Source organism: Martinezella lusitana, assembly GCF_900094565.1.
Taxonomy (GTDB): domain Bacteria; phylum Pseudomonadota; class Alphaproteobacteria; order Rhizobiales; family Rhizobiaceae; genus Rhizobium; species Rhizobium lusitanum.
In genome coordinates this window covers 15,700-32,783 of the sequence record NZ_FMAF01000048.1, presented here as the reverse complement: position 1 = coordinate 32,783, position 17,084 = coordinate 15,700, and the positions used below count along the sequence as shown (strand labels likewise).

At 58.0% G+C, this 17,084-nt stretch carries 9 protein-coding genes; all 9 read left to right on the top strand.

Annotated features, from left to right (window positions below; translation table 11 throughout):
- Nucleotides 1–438 (top strand): hypothetical protein (locus GA0061101_RS39750; RefSeq protein WP_167669636.1); only part of this gene is annotated, 438 nt, incomplete at its 5' end.
- A 484-nt stretch (nucleotides 439–922) separates the two neighbouring features.
- Entirely contained in the window at nucleotides 923–1,600 is a 678-nt protein-coding gene (locus GA0061101_RS36630; protein ID WP_092577440.1) for an invasion associated locus B family protein, read from the top strand.
- Nucleotides 1,601–1,620: 20 nt separating this feature from the next.
- Nucleotides 1,621–3,372 (top strand): ShlB/FhaC/HecB family hemolysin secretion/activation protein, encoded by a 1,752-nt coding sequence (locus GA0061101_RS36625; protein ID WP_092577438.1) that lies wholly within the window; start codon nucleotides 1,621–1,623, stop codon nucleotides 3,370–3,372.
- 52 nt (nucleotides 3,373–3,424) lie between these two features.
- Nucleotides 3,425–3,859 (top strand): hypothetical protein, encoded by a 435-nt coding sequence (locus GA0061101_RS36620; protein WP_167669635.1) that lies wholly within the window; start codon nucleotides 3,425–3,427, stop codon nucleotides 3,857–3,859.
- Nucleotides 3,860–3,947: 88 nt separating this feature from the next.
- Nucleotides 3,948–13,601 (top strand): hemagglutinin repeat-containing protein, encoded by a 9,654-nt coding sequence (locus tag GA0061101_RS36615; protein WP_092577432.1) that lies wholly within the window; start codon nucleotides 3,948–3,950, stop codon nucleotides 13,599–13,601.
- Entirely contained in the window at nucleotides 13,602–13,907 is a 306-nt protein-coding gene (locus tag GA0061101_RS36610; protein WP_051963638.1) for a YrhB domain-containing protein, read from the top strand. It abuts the gene before it with no gap.
- Nucleotides 13,908–14,358: 451 nt separating this feature from the next.
- Nucleotides 14,359–15,051 (top strand): hypothetical protein, encoded by a 693-nt coding sequence (locus GA0061101_RS36605; protein WP_037197770.1) that lies wholly within the window; start codon nucleotides 14,359–14,361, stop codon nucleotides 15,049–15,051.
- A 208-nt stretch (nucleotides 15,052–15,259) separates the two neighbouring features.
- On the top strand, nucleotides 15,260–15,688 hold the full coding sequence (locus tag GA0061101_RS36600) for a hypothetical protein (protein WP_037197771.1): 429 nt from the start codon (nucleotides 15,260–15,262) through the stop codon (nucleotides 15,686–15,688).
- Between the two features lie 127 nt (nucleotides 15,689–15,815).
- Complete coding sequence (locus GA0061101_RS36595) at nucleotides 15,816–16,853, top strand: IS110 family RNA-guided transposase (protein ID WP_037200263.1); 1,038 nt, start codon at nucleotides 15,816–15,818, stop codon at nucleotides 16,851–16,853.
- The last annotated feature ends 231 nt before the right edge of the window (nucleotides 16,854–17,084 follow it).

Sequence of the window (17,084 nt, the reverse complement as noted above, 5' to 3'; positions counted from 1 at the left end):
GAAATGACACCAGCTTTTGCCGCAGATGACGCATGCGCGTCTGTCAGGGCCATGACGGATAAATTCAATGCCACACCACGAATTCGGTTGGTCGGCACCAATTCTCTTGAGGCAATCCATTTTACCACCCTATATGTTGACACTAAGCAGTGGTGGCATGGCGATTCCAAACCGTGGCATGTAGAACCACGCCAATATTCAAAAACCAATGATCTCGAAAACTGCGAACATCTCGGGAGCGAAACGATAGATGGCGTCCAGACCGAAATTTGGTCTTACGACCACCTATCGTACCAACAGGTTGATTACTGGAAGATTTGGATATCAGTTGATACGGGGTTACCGGTGAAATCCCATTTCAAACGGGTTCGGCCGAAAGCCGTCATCGAGTGGGACGGCACTTACACGTACGGCCCTGATATCAAAGATCCCGTCTGAACTACAGCAAATCGTAGAGGCCCACACTAAAACTTGTCGTGGGAAACTCTCAATTTAACGATCAGGCAGTATATGAGCCTTGTGCTGAGCGAATGGTGAAGCTGCCGCTCGCTCCAGGCCCGCCGCCTAGATTATTTCCCACAACTTAGAATCTTGGCGTAAACAGCAACGTGTGTCTTCACGAGGTACCCATCCATGCAGGTAAAGGTCACGGCGTAGTTGCAAATTTTGACCTTAGATCTGCGCGAATATGGCGAATAGCAACTATGATGTTGCGGATTCAACACGTCTCTCCAAAAACGAGCGCGAATTGGTGCGCCGCACCCGCTACTTTTTGATGCATAGATTAGAAGTCTGCTATGTAGCGCCTTAGCCGATGACAGGTTGCACCGCGTACTGGTGCTGTTCCATGAATTTGATGATTGATCGCAGGACAAAGCCCCTTTGTCCTCTTTGAAGTCCCTTTGCTTTCAGGAAGGTTCGCATGACGTTTTCGGCGCAGGCTATGACATATGCCATCAAGTCCCTCGCATCCGTAATTCTCGTTTCATCGGCACTATACGCGTCATCCGCCCTTGCTCAGGAGCAGCCGTCAGCCGCACCTGCAGGCACGGATGCCCAGCAGAAACCAGCCGAGGCGGTAAACGGCCAGCAGCCACCAGCGCCGCAGGCCCGCGTTCAGAAGTTCGACGACTGGTACTATCGCTGCATCGACAGCAGAGCCGCAGACGGCTCTGCCGCCACCCACTGCGAAGTGGCGCAGATCGCGACGGTGAAGCAGGGCGACCAGGACGTCAATGTTCTGACGCTGGCGATCGCCAAGGCGACAGATGAGCCAGCCGCTTCGAACAAGAAATCGGCAAAGCAGCCGGCAAGCGAGCTGGTCCTGACGGCGCTCGTGCCGCTCAATATGTACCTGCCGGCGGGCTTGAGCATTGATGCGGCAGATAAGTCGGTTGTTCAGTTGAGCTATCGCAATTGCAATCAGGCCGGCTGCTGGTCGCAGCAGAAGCTGGATGCCAAGATGATCGCGGCATTGTCCAAGGCAGCGGATGGCACCGGACATGTGCAGCTGATGAATGGCCAGAAGGTCAACATCAAGTTCTCGTTGAAGGGATTGTCGGCGGCGCTGGATGCGCTGCAGAAGCCTGCTTCCAACTGACGCAAAGGCAGGCATCTCTTATGACGTCAGCCCGGCGCCCAGCTGCTCCTCGCCAAAATGTGGTTTTGACCGCCAGCGCCCTGCTGGCGGCAACTTTTGCCGTATCGCCTGCGGCCGCCCAAACCCCGAACGACGACTTCGCGCGCCGTCAGGCCCAGCAAGCCGAGCAGCAACGTCTGGAGACATTGGGTCGGATGACGCCGAAGCCGGCGCAAGCCGAGGCTCAGGCGCCTGCGGCAGCTGGGGGAAAGAAGGTTGGCCCATGCTTTGCCATCACCCGTATCGAGGTCGAAGGCGTCAGGCAGATTTCGGCCGCTGCCATCGACAAGGTCACAGCACCCTATGCGAACCGTTGCGTCGGTGTCGGCGAGATCAATGGCCTGCTGCGCGACCTGACACATCTCTACCTTGATAAGGGTTTTGTGAGTTCGCGTGTCTACGTGCCGGCCCAGGATATCGCTAAAACCAAGGTGCTGCGCCTGGTCGCCGTCGAAGGCACGCTGTCCGACATCTATATCAACGGTAAACCCGCCTCCGGCTCCGGCGTGCTGGCAACGGCCTTTCCCGGCATGAAGGGTGAGATCACCAATCTGCGCGACATCGAGCAGGGTCTCGACCAGATCAACCGTCTCTCGTCCAACAACGCCAAGACCGCGATGTTGCCGGGCAAGACCGACGGCACCTCGATCCTCAATGTCGAGAACAAGCCGGAACACCCGTGGCATCTCTCCTTCGGCAACAGTAATCTCGGGCAGGAACAGACGGGGTATTCCAAGTCCTCGGCGTCCGTCGGCTATGACAACCTGTTCGGCATCAACGATCAATGGAATTTTGCCTACGAGCATAGCGGCCCGGACTATCCCTGGCGCGACGATGGCGTGGGCAAGAGCAACAGCTATTCAGGCAATGTCAGCGTGCCCTATGGTTACTGGACCTTCTCGGCGAATGGCTCCTGGTACGAATACGACAGTTCCGTTCCGGGGAACTTCGGGCCGCTCCAGACATCCGGCGACAGCAAGCAGTTGGGCGTGGGTGCCGATCGCGTGATTTTCCGCGACAAGGACTCGATCACCACCCTCAACAGCGGCCTGACCTACAAGGAAACCAACAATTTCCTGCTCGGTAACAAAATCGAGGTTGGCAGCCGCAAATATACGGTTGGCGATCTTGGTATATCTCATTCGCGCCGCATGCTGGGTGGGCTTTGGGTTTTCGACCTATCCTATAGCCAGGGCCTCAATCTCTTTGATGCAGTCGCGCCCGGCGATGTCGGTGCTGGAGACGCGGATCCTCGTTTTTCCAAATTCACCGGCACGATCACCATGACGAGGCCGTTCGAGCTTGCCAGCCAACGCTTTGAAGTCAATTCGATCGTCACGGGGCAATATTCCCCCGACAATCTGTTCGGGGCCGAGCAATTCTCGCTTGGCGGTTATTCCACCGTCCGCGGTACGCGCGAGACCATGCTTTACGGCAATAACGGCTTCTTCGTCCGCAACGATCTGGTCTGGCGAACGCAGCCCTTCGCCGGCAATGCGGAGCTCGCAAAAATGTTCGGTGAATTCCGTCCCTACGTCGGTCTCGATTATGGGCGGATTGCTTCACAGGCGCGCTATCGGATTGATGGTGGCGACATGTTTGGCTGGACGGTCGGGGCCAAATTTGCCGGTGGAAACGTCAATTTCGATATCGGCTATTCGGACGCGCTGGCCGGCACGATCGATAAAAAGAATGCAGGCCTGCTCTTTGCGAGCGCGGCGGTGCGGTGGTGATTGGCTAATTTAGGGGAAGTAAATGGGGTTAATTCGGCCAAGGAATAACAAGATGGTGCGATCGTACACGCTTCCGATTGCAGCGCTCCTCTGCTGTGCGATCGCCCTTTCGGGTTGCGGTGGCCGCGAGGCGCATCCGATCGCGGCGACCAATGTCGGTGATAGCGGGATGGATTGCGGCGGCATCTCCCGCGAGTTCGAAGCCAATGAGCGCCAGATCCTTGCGACGGTCAAGGAGCGTTCTCAAGCACAAGGCAAGAATGTCATCCTGGGTGCCACCGGTGTCCTTCTGTTCTTCCCGGCCCTGTTCTTCATGGACCCCAAGTCCCCGGAAAAAGTCGAGATCGATGCGCTGCGCAATCGCAATCAGGTGCTGAGTGATTTCGCCCGTTCACGTAAGTGCCCAGTGCCGGCGTCGAAACTCGGCGACCTATACAAGAAGCTCGATGGCGGTGCGCAGACGGCGCCCGCCAAGAAAGATCGTTAAGGCGGCGGCGGACGACGGTCCACCGCCGTTGTCACTTAGACCCGCAGTGCATGAGACGAGTTGGCGTTCAAAGAGACGGAATCGAGCGATGAGCAAGCAGATCGGACGGCTTTCCAGCAAAGCAAAAGTCACCGTAGCGCGGGACCGCAAGCGCTTGGTCCACCATCTTATCGGCCTTGCTCAAAAGTCGCTCGCCATCGTCCTCAGCGCACTTCTCTTCCTGCAGCCGGCAATCGCCAATGCTCAGTCGGTCTCTGCGGCCGGATCGGCACCCGCAGCCAACCAACCAGGCGTAGGTGCTGCGCCGAATGGCGTGCCGCTGATCGATATCGTCACTCCAAACGGGGCGGGTCTGTCGCACAACAAGTATGACAACTTTAATGTTGGCACTCCCGGCCTGATCCTCAATAATTTCAACGGTGAAGTTGGCACGTCGAACCTCGGCGGCGTTACTCCGGGCAATCCGAATCTGAGGAATTCCGGTCCGGCCTCGGTCATCCTCAACGAAGTGACGAGCGGTAATCGCTCCGCCCTGAATGGTCCCACCGAAGTTTTTGGTGGTCGGGCTGATGTCATCATCGCAAATCCTAACGGCATCACGTGCGCCGGCTGTGGCTTCATCAACACGCCGCATGCGACGTTGACGACCGGTGTGCCCAACATCGGCACCGACGGAAGCCTGACGGGCTTCACCGTCAATGGTGGCGACGTCACCTTTGAAGGCGCTGGGGCAAATCTTGCGACCGCTCCTGGCGCTGTCGACCTCTTCGACGTCGTTTCACGCCAGATCCATGTGAATGCCCCGGTCTACGGCAAAACCATCCGGCTGACCGGCGGCGCCAGCAAGTACGACTATGCCACCGGAGAGGTGACGGCGCTGACCGCGACCTCTGGCACACCGGAATATGCCATCGACGGCTCAGCCCTCGGTGCTATGCAGGCAGATCGCATCAAGGTCGTCGTTACCGAGAAGGGCGCCGGCGTCAAGATGAGCGGCGACATGGCGGCCAACGCCGGCGAACTGTCGCTATCGGCCGACGGCAAGATCTCGATCGGCAATGCCTCGGGTAGGGATGGTGTCACCATCAGTTCCAAGAGACAAGTCTCCGCCGCCAAGATCACCTCGAAGCAGAAGGTGGCGGTCCAGGCCGATCAGGGAATCACGCTGCAGTCGGTCGCCGCCGATAGCGATATCGTGCTTGCAAGCGGTACTGGCCTGCTCAGTGTCTCTGGCGACATCACCAGCGGCACGACAGTGCAGATGAGCTCGGGCGGCGGCATTGCCGCCGGCAGTGTCACGGCAGACAATGGCGTCGCGACGCTTGTCGCCACCTCCGGCGATCTCGCGATAGCGGGCGCGGCCAACAGCACCGGCGACCTCAATCTGACCGCCACGGCCGGTTCGATCTCGGCAGCTTCGCTGCTAAGCAACCAGACGATCGCCTTGAACGCCGGCGTCGATATTGTTGTTGCAGGTAACGTGCTGGCGCAAGGCAATGTCAGCGCCACCGGTCGCTCGGTGTCCACCGGTCTGGTCGTCTCGGGCATCAATATCGCTGCCACGAGTGCCGACCCGAGCGGGAATGTGGTTCTCGGCTCCGCCGGGAATCTCAGCCTCACGGCCAGTGGTGGCAATATCGCGACGGGCAACCTGCTATCGGCCGGTACGCTGAATACCACGGCGACCGGCAATATTACCGCAGGCAGCCTTCAGTCTACCACCGATCTGACGGTAACTGCGGCGTCGCTGACATCAAGTAGCCTCACGTCACATGGGCTGCTCTCCGTGAATGCCGCTACAAATGTGAGTGGCCAAATTCTTGGGAGCAGCAACATCCTCATCTCAGGGGCGGCCATCCAGGCCGGTGCCATTGTCTCCAGCGTGGATTTCGCCGCCACGCAGGCGGCCAACGGCAATCTTGTTCTTGGCAACGCCGGCGACATGACGCTCCAGTCCTCGGGCAGCCTGTCAGCCAATACGCTGCTTGCCGGGGGAATGATTTCCGCCACATCCGCCGATCTGACTGTCGGTAACATCACTGGTCACCAGACCATCACGCTCACAGGCAGCTCCAGCCTGACGACCACCGGCCAGGTTCTCGGTGCCGGCAATGTTTCGCTCTCGGGCGGCATGGTCTCAGCCAACCAGATCGTTAGCGGCCTCGATTTCGTCGCAACGGAAGCCAATGGCGGCAATATCACGCTTGGTGCTGCCGGTGATCTGACCCTACAGGCCTCCGGCACTCTGACTGCCAATGCCTTGCTCTCAGCCGGCACGATCACCGCCACGGCGGCAGATCTCGGTCTCGGCAGTGTAACGGGTCACCGCGATATCTCGCTTTCGGGTAGTAACAGCCTCACCGCGACCGGCCAGATCCTCGGAGCCAACAACATTTCGCTCTCGGGCGGTACGGTTTCGACCGGCCAGGTGGTAACCGGGGTCGATTTCGCCGCCATGGCGCAATCCTCGACCGGCGCTATCGTCATCGGCTCGGCAGGCGACCTTACGATCAATGCCACCAGCGCTACGGCCGGACCGCTGCTGGTCGCCGGTGATCTCAGCGTGACAGGCGGCTCGTTCACCGGCTCGAATGTCACGGGTCATGGCAATGTCACGGTGAACGCTGCGACAAATCTGACCGGGACGCTTCTGGCTGCGGGTAATGTCGGCATCACCGGCGCCAGCATCACCGCGGGCACGCTTGTCTCAGGTGTCGATTTCGTGGCAACCGGGCAGTCTGCCGACGGCAGTGTCGTTCTTGGTTCGACGGGGGGCCTCACGCTCAAGGCCACAGCCGGCAACATCAACGCTGCTAACCTGCTCTCGGCTGGTACGACGAGCGTCACTGCAAGCGGCAGCATCGGCAATAGCGTCGCCACCAATGCGGTTGCTCACCAGAACCTGACCATGACGGCCGGCGGCACGATCGCCCTTACCGGCCAGTCTATGGCGGCAGGCAATGTCAGCCTGGAGGGCCAGTCGATATCAGCTGGAAGCCTGGTTTCCGGCGTGGATTTCGCGGCGACGCGTGCCTCCAGCACCGGCGCGCTGATGCTGGCACAGGGCAATGCTCAGTCCGGCACGATGACACTCACCACCACCCATGGCGATATCACCGCCAGCAACGCGCTGCTGTCCGGTGGGAATCTGAGCGCCGTAGCAAATGGCGGCATCAGCTACGCATTACTGCAGAGCCTTGCCAGCGCCTCGCTGACCGCGCCGGGTACCATCAGCTACACAAACAACACCAATGTCACCGGCAATCTGACCATCGACACCGGCACGATCGATCTCTCGGGAACACGCGGCGCCAAGCTCGCTGTCGGCGGCACGCTATCGGTCACGGCCACATCCGCGAACCTGACCGGCGGCAGCCTTGTCCTCGGCGGACTGGCGCTCAACCTCAGCGGCCAGGCCGATCTGACCGGCGCAAACGTGAAGACGGCCACGAATGCCGGCGGCTCGGGCGATATTGCCATCACCGCAGGCAGCCTCGCATTCAGCGACACCACGACACTGCTGGCTGCTCATGATCTGACCTTAACCTTGCCGACACTCTCCAACAGCGGACAGATCGCAGCTGCCAACAACCTGACGATCAATACCAGCGGCGATCTCACCAATACATCGACTGGTCTTCTCTACGCCGGCAATGACGCTTCGCTTCTGGTTGCGGGAACGCTGACCGACAATCAGGGCGCCATTCTCGCCGGCAATGACCTGACGATTGCAGGCAGCAGTCTCAGCCAGCGCAACGGCGCGACCACCAACATCTCCGGCCTCATCCAGGCTGGCGGCGACATCTCCATCCTGACGTCCAATTTGACCAACAAGCGGTCGACAACCCCGACCTGGGTAACGGGTCAACTGATTTCGTCGGGCAATGTCGTTGGCACCTTCGTGCTCAATCCCGCCGTGGCAGGCCAGCCGTTCGCCTATCTCGAAACCAGCGACCAGAACATCTTCCAGCTCTATCCCGGCATTAACCCGCCGGCGTGGCAGGACTATCAGCCGCTCCTCTGGTCTCAGGCGACCCTTGCCGACGGCACGAGCTATCATGCCTGGACCTGGACTTCCGCGAACGGGCCGGTTCTGGTGGGACCGATCTTCGACTGGATCAAGGCGCGGGTGCCGAAGGATGCCAACGGCAATCCCGTCCTCGATCCCAACAATCCGTCGAAGTATTTTATCGTCGATGAGGTCGTCAGAAACGGCACCGATGCCAGCACGACCTATACCTGGGATCCGACCAGCAATCTCAGCCAATCGGTTTATGAGGACCGGTTCACAAGCGCGCTCAGCCCCGAGGCGGTGATCCATGCCGGTGGCAATCTCACTGTCGATGCGACTAACCTCACCAATTCCTACAGCAGGATCGAGGCAGGTGCCAACGCGACGCTCAGCGGGTCTACGCTCACCAACGAGGGCGTCGTCCTTAATCGCACCACGACGCTGACCTGCAGCGCCCAGAGTGCTTGCACCGCCTTCAACGCCGATGGCACGGCCGATCCGTCGCGCGATATCGCCAACGGAACGTCGATCGTGTCGGGTTCGCAGGTCATTGGCGGCGCGGCTGGTACCCTCAAGGCAGCCGGCGCGCTAACCCTCAACTTTGGCACGGTCAACAACACGTCCCTTGGTTCAACGGGTGGCAGCGCGACCGTCAGTGCGCCTTCGACATCGAGCGATCCGTTGTCCGCCCTGAGCGGCCTGACCGCAGGCGGCGCCCTGTTTGCGGTCAATAGCGCGCTGTCCAATGTCGCTGGCAATAGTGTGCCTACCGCCGGTGGCGGCCTGACCGCCGCACTCGGCAATCTCACCCAGATCTCCGCTGCAAACGTTGCGCAGCTCGCCGCCCTGGCGAAGCCGCAATCCGGTGGCGTCGGCGGCACGGTCCCGGGACAAGCCTTCATTTTTGAGACCCGCGCGGCCTTCCTCGACGTCTCGAAGTTCTATGGCTCGAGCTACTTCATCAATCGCGCCGGCTACGACCCCGAGACCAATATTCCGTTCCTCGGCGACGCCTATTTCGACAACCAGCTGATAGATACGCAATTGCGCCAGCTGGTCGGCGATGGCCTTGGAAAGGGCTCCTTCATTCCAGGCAACAGCGCCATCGAGCAGATGAAGACCCTGCTCGACAATGGCGCTGCCTATGCCGAGGCCCATGGTCTTGCTTTTGGCCAGGGATTGACCGCTGAACAGGCGGCTAATCTGCAGCAATCCATCGTCATCTACCAGGCGCAGACCGTCAATGGCGTTCAGGTGCTGGCTCCAGTCGTCTACCTGTCGGCGGCCGACCGGGCTAAGGCGGGATCTGGCGCTGGCGCAATGATCGCCGGCAACACGGTCAATCTGAACGTCGGCGACCTGAACAATTCCGGCGCGGTCGCCGCCGCCGGTGGCCTCAACATTGCCGCAAGCTCGATCAAGTCGACTGGTACTTTTTATGCCGGCGGCAACGCCAATCTCACCGCCTCGAATGGCATCACGCTTGCCGCCCAGACGATGACCATCGGCGGTCAAAATCTGGTCAACCCCAATGCTGGCGTGTCGGCCGGCGGCAACATCCAACTGGCCGCCAACAACAGCGATCTCAATCTCAACGGCGCCACCGTCAAGGCTGGCGGCAATGCTGAGCTCTCCGGCAACAATGTCAATCTCGCTGCGGTTAAGGCTGACAATGGGGGTCAGCAGAATGCGACAGGCGCACGCGTCAATGCGGGCGGAAGCCTGAACATTGCCGGCACCAACGACGTCAATATCATCGGCTCTTCCGCCAAGTCGGGCGGCGATCTCAGTGTCAAGGCCACGAATGGCGCCGTCAATATCGTCTCGACCGATGTCGCTCGCAAGACGGATGACGGTTATATCAAGACCAAAGGCACCGACCAGCAGGCCTCGCAGCTTTCCGCCGGTGGCAATCTGCAGGTCAATGGCAATACCGGCGTCCTGATCTCTGGCTCCGATCTGTCGGCTAAGGGCGATCTCGGCCTGACCTCGAACGGTGACATCAACGTTACCACCGCGCAGAGCCAGAGCGCCTCCGTCTTCGGCAAGGGCTCTTCATCGTCGATCACCAACAACGGATCCACCATCACCGCCGGCGGCGATCTGGTCGCGAAGTCCAACAGCGACATCAACGTCATCGGTTCGAGTATGGCGGCCGACGGCATGCTCGGCCTGCAGGCAAAAAACAACATCACCATCGCCGAGGCGACGGATGGCTATACGCTCGATGTTAAAAGTTCGAGCAAGAAGAGTGGGTTCCTCGGCTCGACGAAGGAAAACGCTTCCGGCCATCTGGAGAATACCACGGCCGCCGGCTCGTCACTTTCCGGCAAGGGCGGCACCACCATTATCTCCGGCGGCGATACCACCGTCTCGGCGTCCAAGGTGACGGCTGGCGACGCCACGCATACATCCGGCGCGACGACCGCAGGCGGTCGCGCTGACATCAATATCCAGACCGGTGGCAATCTCATTGTCACCGCCGGCAAGGACACTGAGACCGAACACGACAGCGCCAAGCGCAAGGGTTTCTTGCGCAGCGGCAGCGCCAGCTATGACGGCTACAACGAGACGACGGTCGGTTCGCAGCTTTCCGCTAGCGGCGACGTCAATCTCGATGCCGGCAAGGCCGCCGCCATCGTCGGCTCGAAGGTCAATGCCGATGGTTCGCTGAATATCTCCGGCGAGAGCGTCTCTATCATCGGCGCCCAGGAGAACCACCAGTCCGACAGTCAACGCAAGGATTCCGGCCTGTTCGTCGGCTCCGGCGGCGGCTTCATCTCGCTTTACGGCAAAAACGAAAAGCAGGGTCAGCAGTCCTCGACTGATAATATCGGCTCGACCCTTTCGGCTGGCCAGGATGTCAATCTGACCGCACGGGCAACCGATCTCAACATCATGGGCTCGTCGGTCACCGCCGATCGGGATATCAATCTCTCGGCTACGCGTGACGTCAACGTCACGCCGGGTGCCGAAAGCTCATCTCAGGCTGAGCAACAGAAGAAATCCGGCTTTGGCCTCGCACTTTCGGGAGGCGGTGGGGGATTCTCGATCGGTATCGGCGTGCAGTCGACCAAGGACAGCAAGGCGCAGCAGTCCGACACCAATGCCATCTCGGCCCTCTCCGCCGGCCGTGATCTCAATATCTCTGCCGGCCATGACGTCAACCTGCAGGCGACCAGCGCTTCGGCCGAGCGTGACGTCAACCTCTTCGCCGGCAACGACATCAATCTCCTGTCTGCCAATGACGTCACCAATTATCAGGAAGCGCATGAGAAGACCTTTGCTGGTGTAACGCTCACCGTCTCGAGCCAGGTTGGCAAGGCTGCCCAGAGCATTATGAACTCGGCCGAGCGCCTGTCGGACAGCGGCGGTGTCAATGCGGTGACCAACACGGCCATTGCCGGCCTTGGCTTCTACCAAGGCTTCAAGGACCTGCAGGGTGTCTACGATCAGTATCAGAAGTCCGGTGATATCGGCGTCAATGTCTCGCTGACAGTCGGCGCCAACCATCAGGAGAACAGCTGGTCCTCCTCGTCTTCGAGCCCCGTCGTCACCGATATTCGCGCGGGCCGCTCGATCTCGATGGAGGCCGAGAATGGCTCGATCACCAGTGATGGTGCGCAGATCCTGGCTGGTTACGACAAGAACGGCATACCGACCGTCTCCGGCGATCCGCTGACCGGCGATATCTTCCTGTCGGCTAAGAATGGCGACATCAATCTGAATGCCGCCACAGGCACGTCCGATTCGACAAGCGCCAATAGCTCCTGGAGTGCTGGCATCGGGGTCGGCGCGACCTTTGGCGGTGGCGGCAAGGGCATGGGAGATCTGGGATTGGTCGCCAATGCCGGCTATGGCAAGGGCAGCGCTGATACGAGCGGTCTCAGCCACACCAACACCCATGTCAACGGCACCGGTGACATCACCATCATCACCAACGATCTGACGCTGCGTGGCGCGACCATCACCGGCAACTCGGTCACCGCCGACGTCAAGAACCTGACGATCGAAAGCCAGGTGGATACGGCCAAGGCAAAGGCCGATCAGCTCAACCTCTCGGCTTCGACCGGCTTCGGTTCGACCAGTGTTTCCGGCGTCACGCAGAAGGCCAAAGGCGATGCGGCCGTTGTCACCGAGCAGTCGGGCATTCACGCCGGGGCAGGGGGTCTCGACATCAATGTCAGCGGCCAGACCAGCCTTGTCGGTGGTCTGATCACCAGCGATGCGACCGCGGACAAGAACCACTTTGAAACCGGCACCCTGACGGTCGCCGATATCGATACCCATTCGAGCTGGAAGGCCGATACCTTTGGCGGCTCGATTGGCACGGGCGGCCTCTCGATCGCTCCGCCGGTCAAGGTGAGTGAGAACAAGACCGGCGAGGCGCTCTCCGCCATCGGCGGCAATATCCCGATCACCATCACTGATCCTGCCCACCAGTTGCAGGATATCGGCTCGATCCGCCGCGATACCAGCAACACAAATACCTCGCTGCCTGGTCTGCCGGACCTGCAGAACATCCTGCACGATCAATACAAGACACAGGCCGATATTCAGGCTGCTCAGGCGACCATGGCAGGCCTGGTAGCAACGATTGCCAATCAGTTTGTCGAACAGGCTGATACTCCGGCCGAACTTGCCTTCTGGGGCGAAGGTGGTGCGGGTCGCGCATTGTTGCATGCAATTGGCGCGGGTGTCCTCGGCGGCGTTAATGGTTGGGAAGGTGCCCTTAAAGGAGCGGCTGGCGGCGCCACATCGACCCTCCTTGCCCCAGCGATCGATGAGCTCGTCACAGGCTTGCTCAAAGGCACAAAGTTCGAAGGTACGCAGGAAGGTCAACAGCTCTCCCTTCTGCTCGGACAAAGCCTGGCCGCCGTTGCAGGGGCCGCCGGTGGAGGAGAAGGTGCTGCCTACGGAGCTGCAAACTACCAATTCAACTATCTGAACGATAAGCAGTACTTCCAGCTCAAGAGCATGGATATGGCCTGCAAGGTCGGTGTTGGTGGCGCTTGCGATATCGTCAAAGACCTGCAGGATCTCGACCAACTTACCACCCAGACGCTGGCAAGCGCTTGCGGCGCTGATATCGGATCAGACGATTGCATTTCCGCGCGGCGAGATCTCGGAGCTGCCATTTCATCGATCGGCGCACAAGGACTCGGCCTGTCAGATACAGAACGGCAGCTACTGGAGGGATACTACGCTGAGCTGCAGTCCCTTCAGAGAGATCCCACCGGCACAAAGCAAATACTGGACGCTATAGCGGGAATCGTTTTGAGTTCGCCGCGCGCCGCCACGGCAATAGACGAGCTTGCCAATAGCGGAAATCCGCTGGCTGGCTCGATCCGAGGCGTCAATCCGGGCTACCCGTATTTAGAAGGAAGAACAGATAACTGTGTCAATTGCGTTATAGCGACAGATGCCGTGTTAGCGGGGCGACCAGCTACAGCACTTCCAAGTAAGACAGCTCAACCAATTGCGGTATTGGAAGACTTCTACGGGACGCGATTTGGCGGTCCCGTGAGTGTCAAGAATATTGAGCAACAGATACAAAGCGCGGGCGATGGTGCTCGGGGCATTGTGTTTGGCTCAAGAGGAGCCGTCACAGGACATGTATTTAATGTCGTGAACCAAAATGGTACCGTTCGCTTCTTGGATGGACAAACTGGTGGGGCTGCAAATCTGAGCGACGGGTTCGTTTCATTTCAATTATTAAGGACAAACTAGATGATCACGATGGAGGAATCAGAAAATATCGCGAAATCTATTCTCGTTAAAAAAGAGAAAGAGATTGGTTTCGAACTCAAAATTTCTCTCATTAGAGAAACAGAATATGGCAACGTTTACTTCTACAATTCGAAAGAATACGTAGAGACGGGAAATTTTAGGGCGAATCTACTTGGAAATTCCCCATTTATTGTTGATATTGAGGATGGTGTTGTTCATTTTTTCGGAACCGCATTTTCTCTTGAGCGATACCTTGGTGAATATGCAAAGTATCGGTCGCAATATGGGGAAATGAGAACATTTTGAGTTGGCCAGCGCGTTGCAGGGCGCGATGTCACGTGGTGCAAATGCAATTATTGTATTCGTATCGAACGAAACTAAACTGCGTTGGGTAGGCGCAGGATACGTGTAAAAACCGTTCATAAGCGTTTTTGGGAGGCTATTGTCTGAGGTCTTCGACGCCGAGTTCTTTCCATATCCATGAGAAATCGTAGGTGGCCATGGGGTCGTGCGTGGAATCCTACGCTCTCATGAGCGATTTAGGTTTTCCGGGCGCATTTAAACTACCCCGTTTTCGCGAGGTCGGTCAATTGATGCAGCCTGTGCACGGTGCTGGAGATGGCGATCCGAACCGATGGTTACCTACGAAGCCATTATGGCATTACCCAATCCCAAAGAGGATTCGGCAACATTGCTCTAAATCATGCAGATCGCGGCCTCTGCATCAAAACAACATAACCTTTGTCTAGGATTTCAAATGAACGCAAAACTCTTTGTCGCTGTCGCACTCGGCTTGATGACTGGCCTCCTGGCGGGATGCGCCGGAAGCCGCGACCCTGGTACGGCGGCTGCGGACCATAGTGCGGCCATCAGTCAAATCGCCTCGAAGAAGAGCCAGAAAGGCGCCTTGCTGCTGATCCGGATGGTCGACGCAAACCTGACTGGTGATCATTATTGCTCTGGGCATATTCGCCTGCGCAGGATCGACAACGGCAAGCCTGACAAAAACACGGCGTTCGAAGATATCTATTCGGCCGATCGCTGGCTGCTGCCCGACGAAAAGAAGCCGAAGGATATGGAAGCGACTTTTCTTTATCGGGTCGCGAACGCCACCTCCTATGCCCGGTCCTTCAGGCCCATTGCGCCAGGTCGATATGCAATCACCTACGCAGAATGTCAGTACGGCATGAGCCAGTATGGTGGGGTTACCAAGCTCGAGGCAGGCGGCGATCAGGACTTCCTGTTCAACTACGTCAGCCCGCTCGGAGGCGCGAGCACGATTATTGTTGGTGCGGGACAGATTATCGATGCTGGCTACATCCGGTTGACGGGGAGGCGCAGCAATCCCGCCGTCGTGTCGTCGGAGGCGTCTGCCGCGGAGCGCGAGGTTATGCAGGAAGTTCTTCCTGAACTTTATACCTCGATACGATTCACGAAATTTGGCTTATGACCGTTTCCGAGAGGCATTTGCCGTCGGAGGACAGCGCACCTACCATACGGACGAGCAGAGTATTTAGTGCACGAAGATAATATGCCAGAACTGAAATGATAGCCCAATTCACGCGCTCCTCCTTTAGTTGTGCAAATCTGCCGTGATTTGACCCGTGTCCGCGCGTCAGAGGCGCTAGCCGTTCGCGGCCTCGCATGGAGAATTTTCAATGAAGCAAGTCATGCTCGCCGTGGCATTCAGTTGCATTAACGTGACATCGGCTATCGCCCAACGGCAAGTGCCAGATGAAATGCAGGTGAAGCACAAAGAGACCCGAAACATGCTGGGAGTGCTGGAATTCTGCAAGGACCGAGGCATCTCCGAAGATGGTGCTTTGGAATTTCTGCAGATGTCAGCCAACATATACGACGATCTGATAGGTTCATCCAATGGAGACGAAGCTGAGTTCACGGGAAGAGCTGGCGTGATATCGGGTCGAGGTATGGTGAAAAATATTGCAGACATCGCTATCGAGCAACATAGGTCGGTGGATGATATTTGTCGGCAATTGGTGGGGTTCTACAAACGAGGAGCCGACGAATTTGCGAGGCAAAAGGCAATGTCGACAGATAGCTCGCCCAGCAAGGTCAACAAATAGATGGGGTATTCGGCTCGGCACCTCATCTTTTGGCGGTGTGAAACTGTGGCTGGGGTGCTGCGCTTCGAGTGATGATAAAACGTGGTCTGTATCGCAACAGCCACAACCATCAGAAAGGAAGCGCAGCATGAACCATTATGTTGGATTAGACGTCTCTGTGAAAGAGACTTCCCTGTGCATCGTTGATGAAGCAGGTACAATTTGCCGAGAGCTGAAAGTCACCAGCCATCCGGATGATCTCATCGAGGTTCTGAGCAATCCTTCCTGGCATCTTGTGCGTATCGGCCTTGAAGCCGGTCCGTTGTCACAATGGCTTTTCGAAGGTCTCACAAGTGTTGGTCTGCCTGCTGTTTGCATCGAAACTCGTCACACGAAAGCCTTCCTGAAGGCGACCGTGAACAAATCGGATCGCAATGATGCGCGCGGTATCGCGCAAATGATGCGGGTGAACCTATTTCGGCCAGTGCATGTCAAAACGCTTTCGAGCCAGAAACGACGGGCTCTGCTCACAGCACGCAAGCTTTTATTGAATAAGGTCAGAGACATTGAGAATGATATCCGAGGGCTGCTGCGCAATTTTGGTCTCAAGGTTGGCATCATCGGACGCATCGGATTTGCGGCGCGTGTACGAGAACTTCTTGAGGGTATGACCGATCTGGAGCACGTCATTGAACCGTTGCTCGAGGCTAGACAGCAGCTTCGAGAGAGCTTTGCAGCTTTGCACCGAAGGCTGCTTTCCATTGTTAGGGATGACGTTACCTGCCGACGTTTGATGACCATTCCGGGCGTTGGACCCGTCGTGGCCTTGGGCTTCGTCAGCACGATCGACATACCCGGCCGCTTCAAAAATTCTAAAGCGGTTGGTCCTGCGTTGGGGCTGACCCCGGTTCTGAACCAGTCTGGCGAGAGTAGTCGTGTCGGCCGAGTTTCCTTGTGTGGTGATCAAATGATGCGAACGCTGCTCTATGAAGCGGCCCAAGTCATGCTGACTGTGGTCAGGAAATGGTCCTGGCTCAAGGCGTGGGCGATGAATATTGCCAAACGTCGCGGCCATCAGAAGGCGATTGTGGCCTTGGCCCGCCGGCTAGCGGTGATCATGCATCGCATGTGGAGCGATGGTACAGAATTCCAGTGGTCAAAGGACGACGGACTAGCAAAGGCCTAAGCATTTTAAAGACGACAAAGTTCCACCTACCGGTGGGAAGAAGTCCTTCACGGGACGATGAATGAAGTGAGTCCGCTATGGAACTTGTGCCGACCGGCTATGCCGATCAGGACGCGTTTTAGATTGTTCCACTTCTTTCTACTGACCCCATAATGGGAGGGGCAAGACCCGATCCCGAAGAGAAGCAAGGCCCCGTGAATTACCTCAGATGCCGGTGTAAATGGAAGCTCG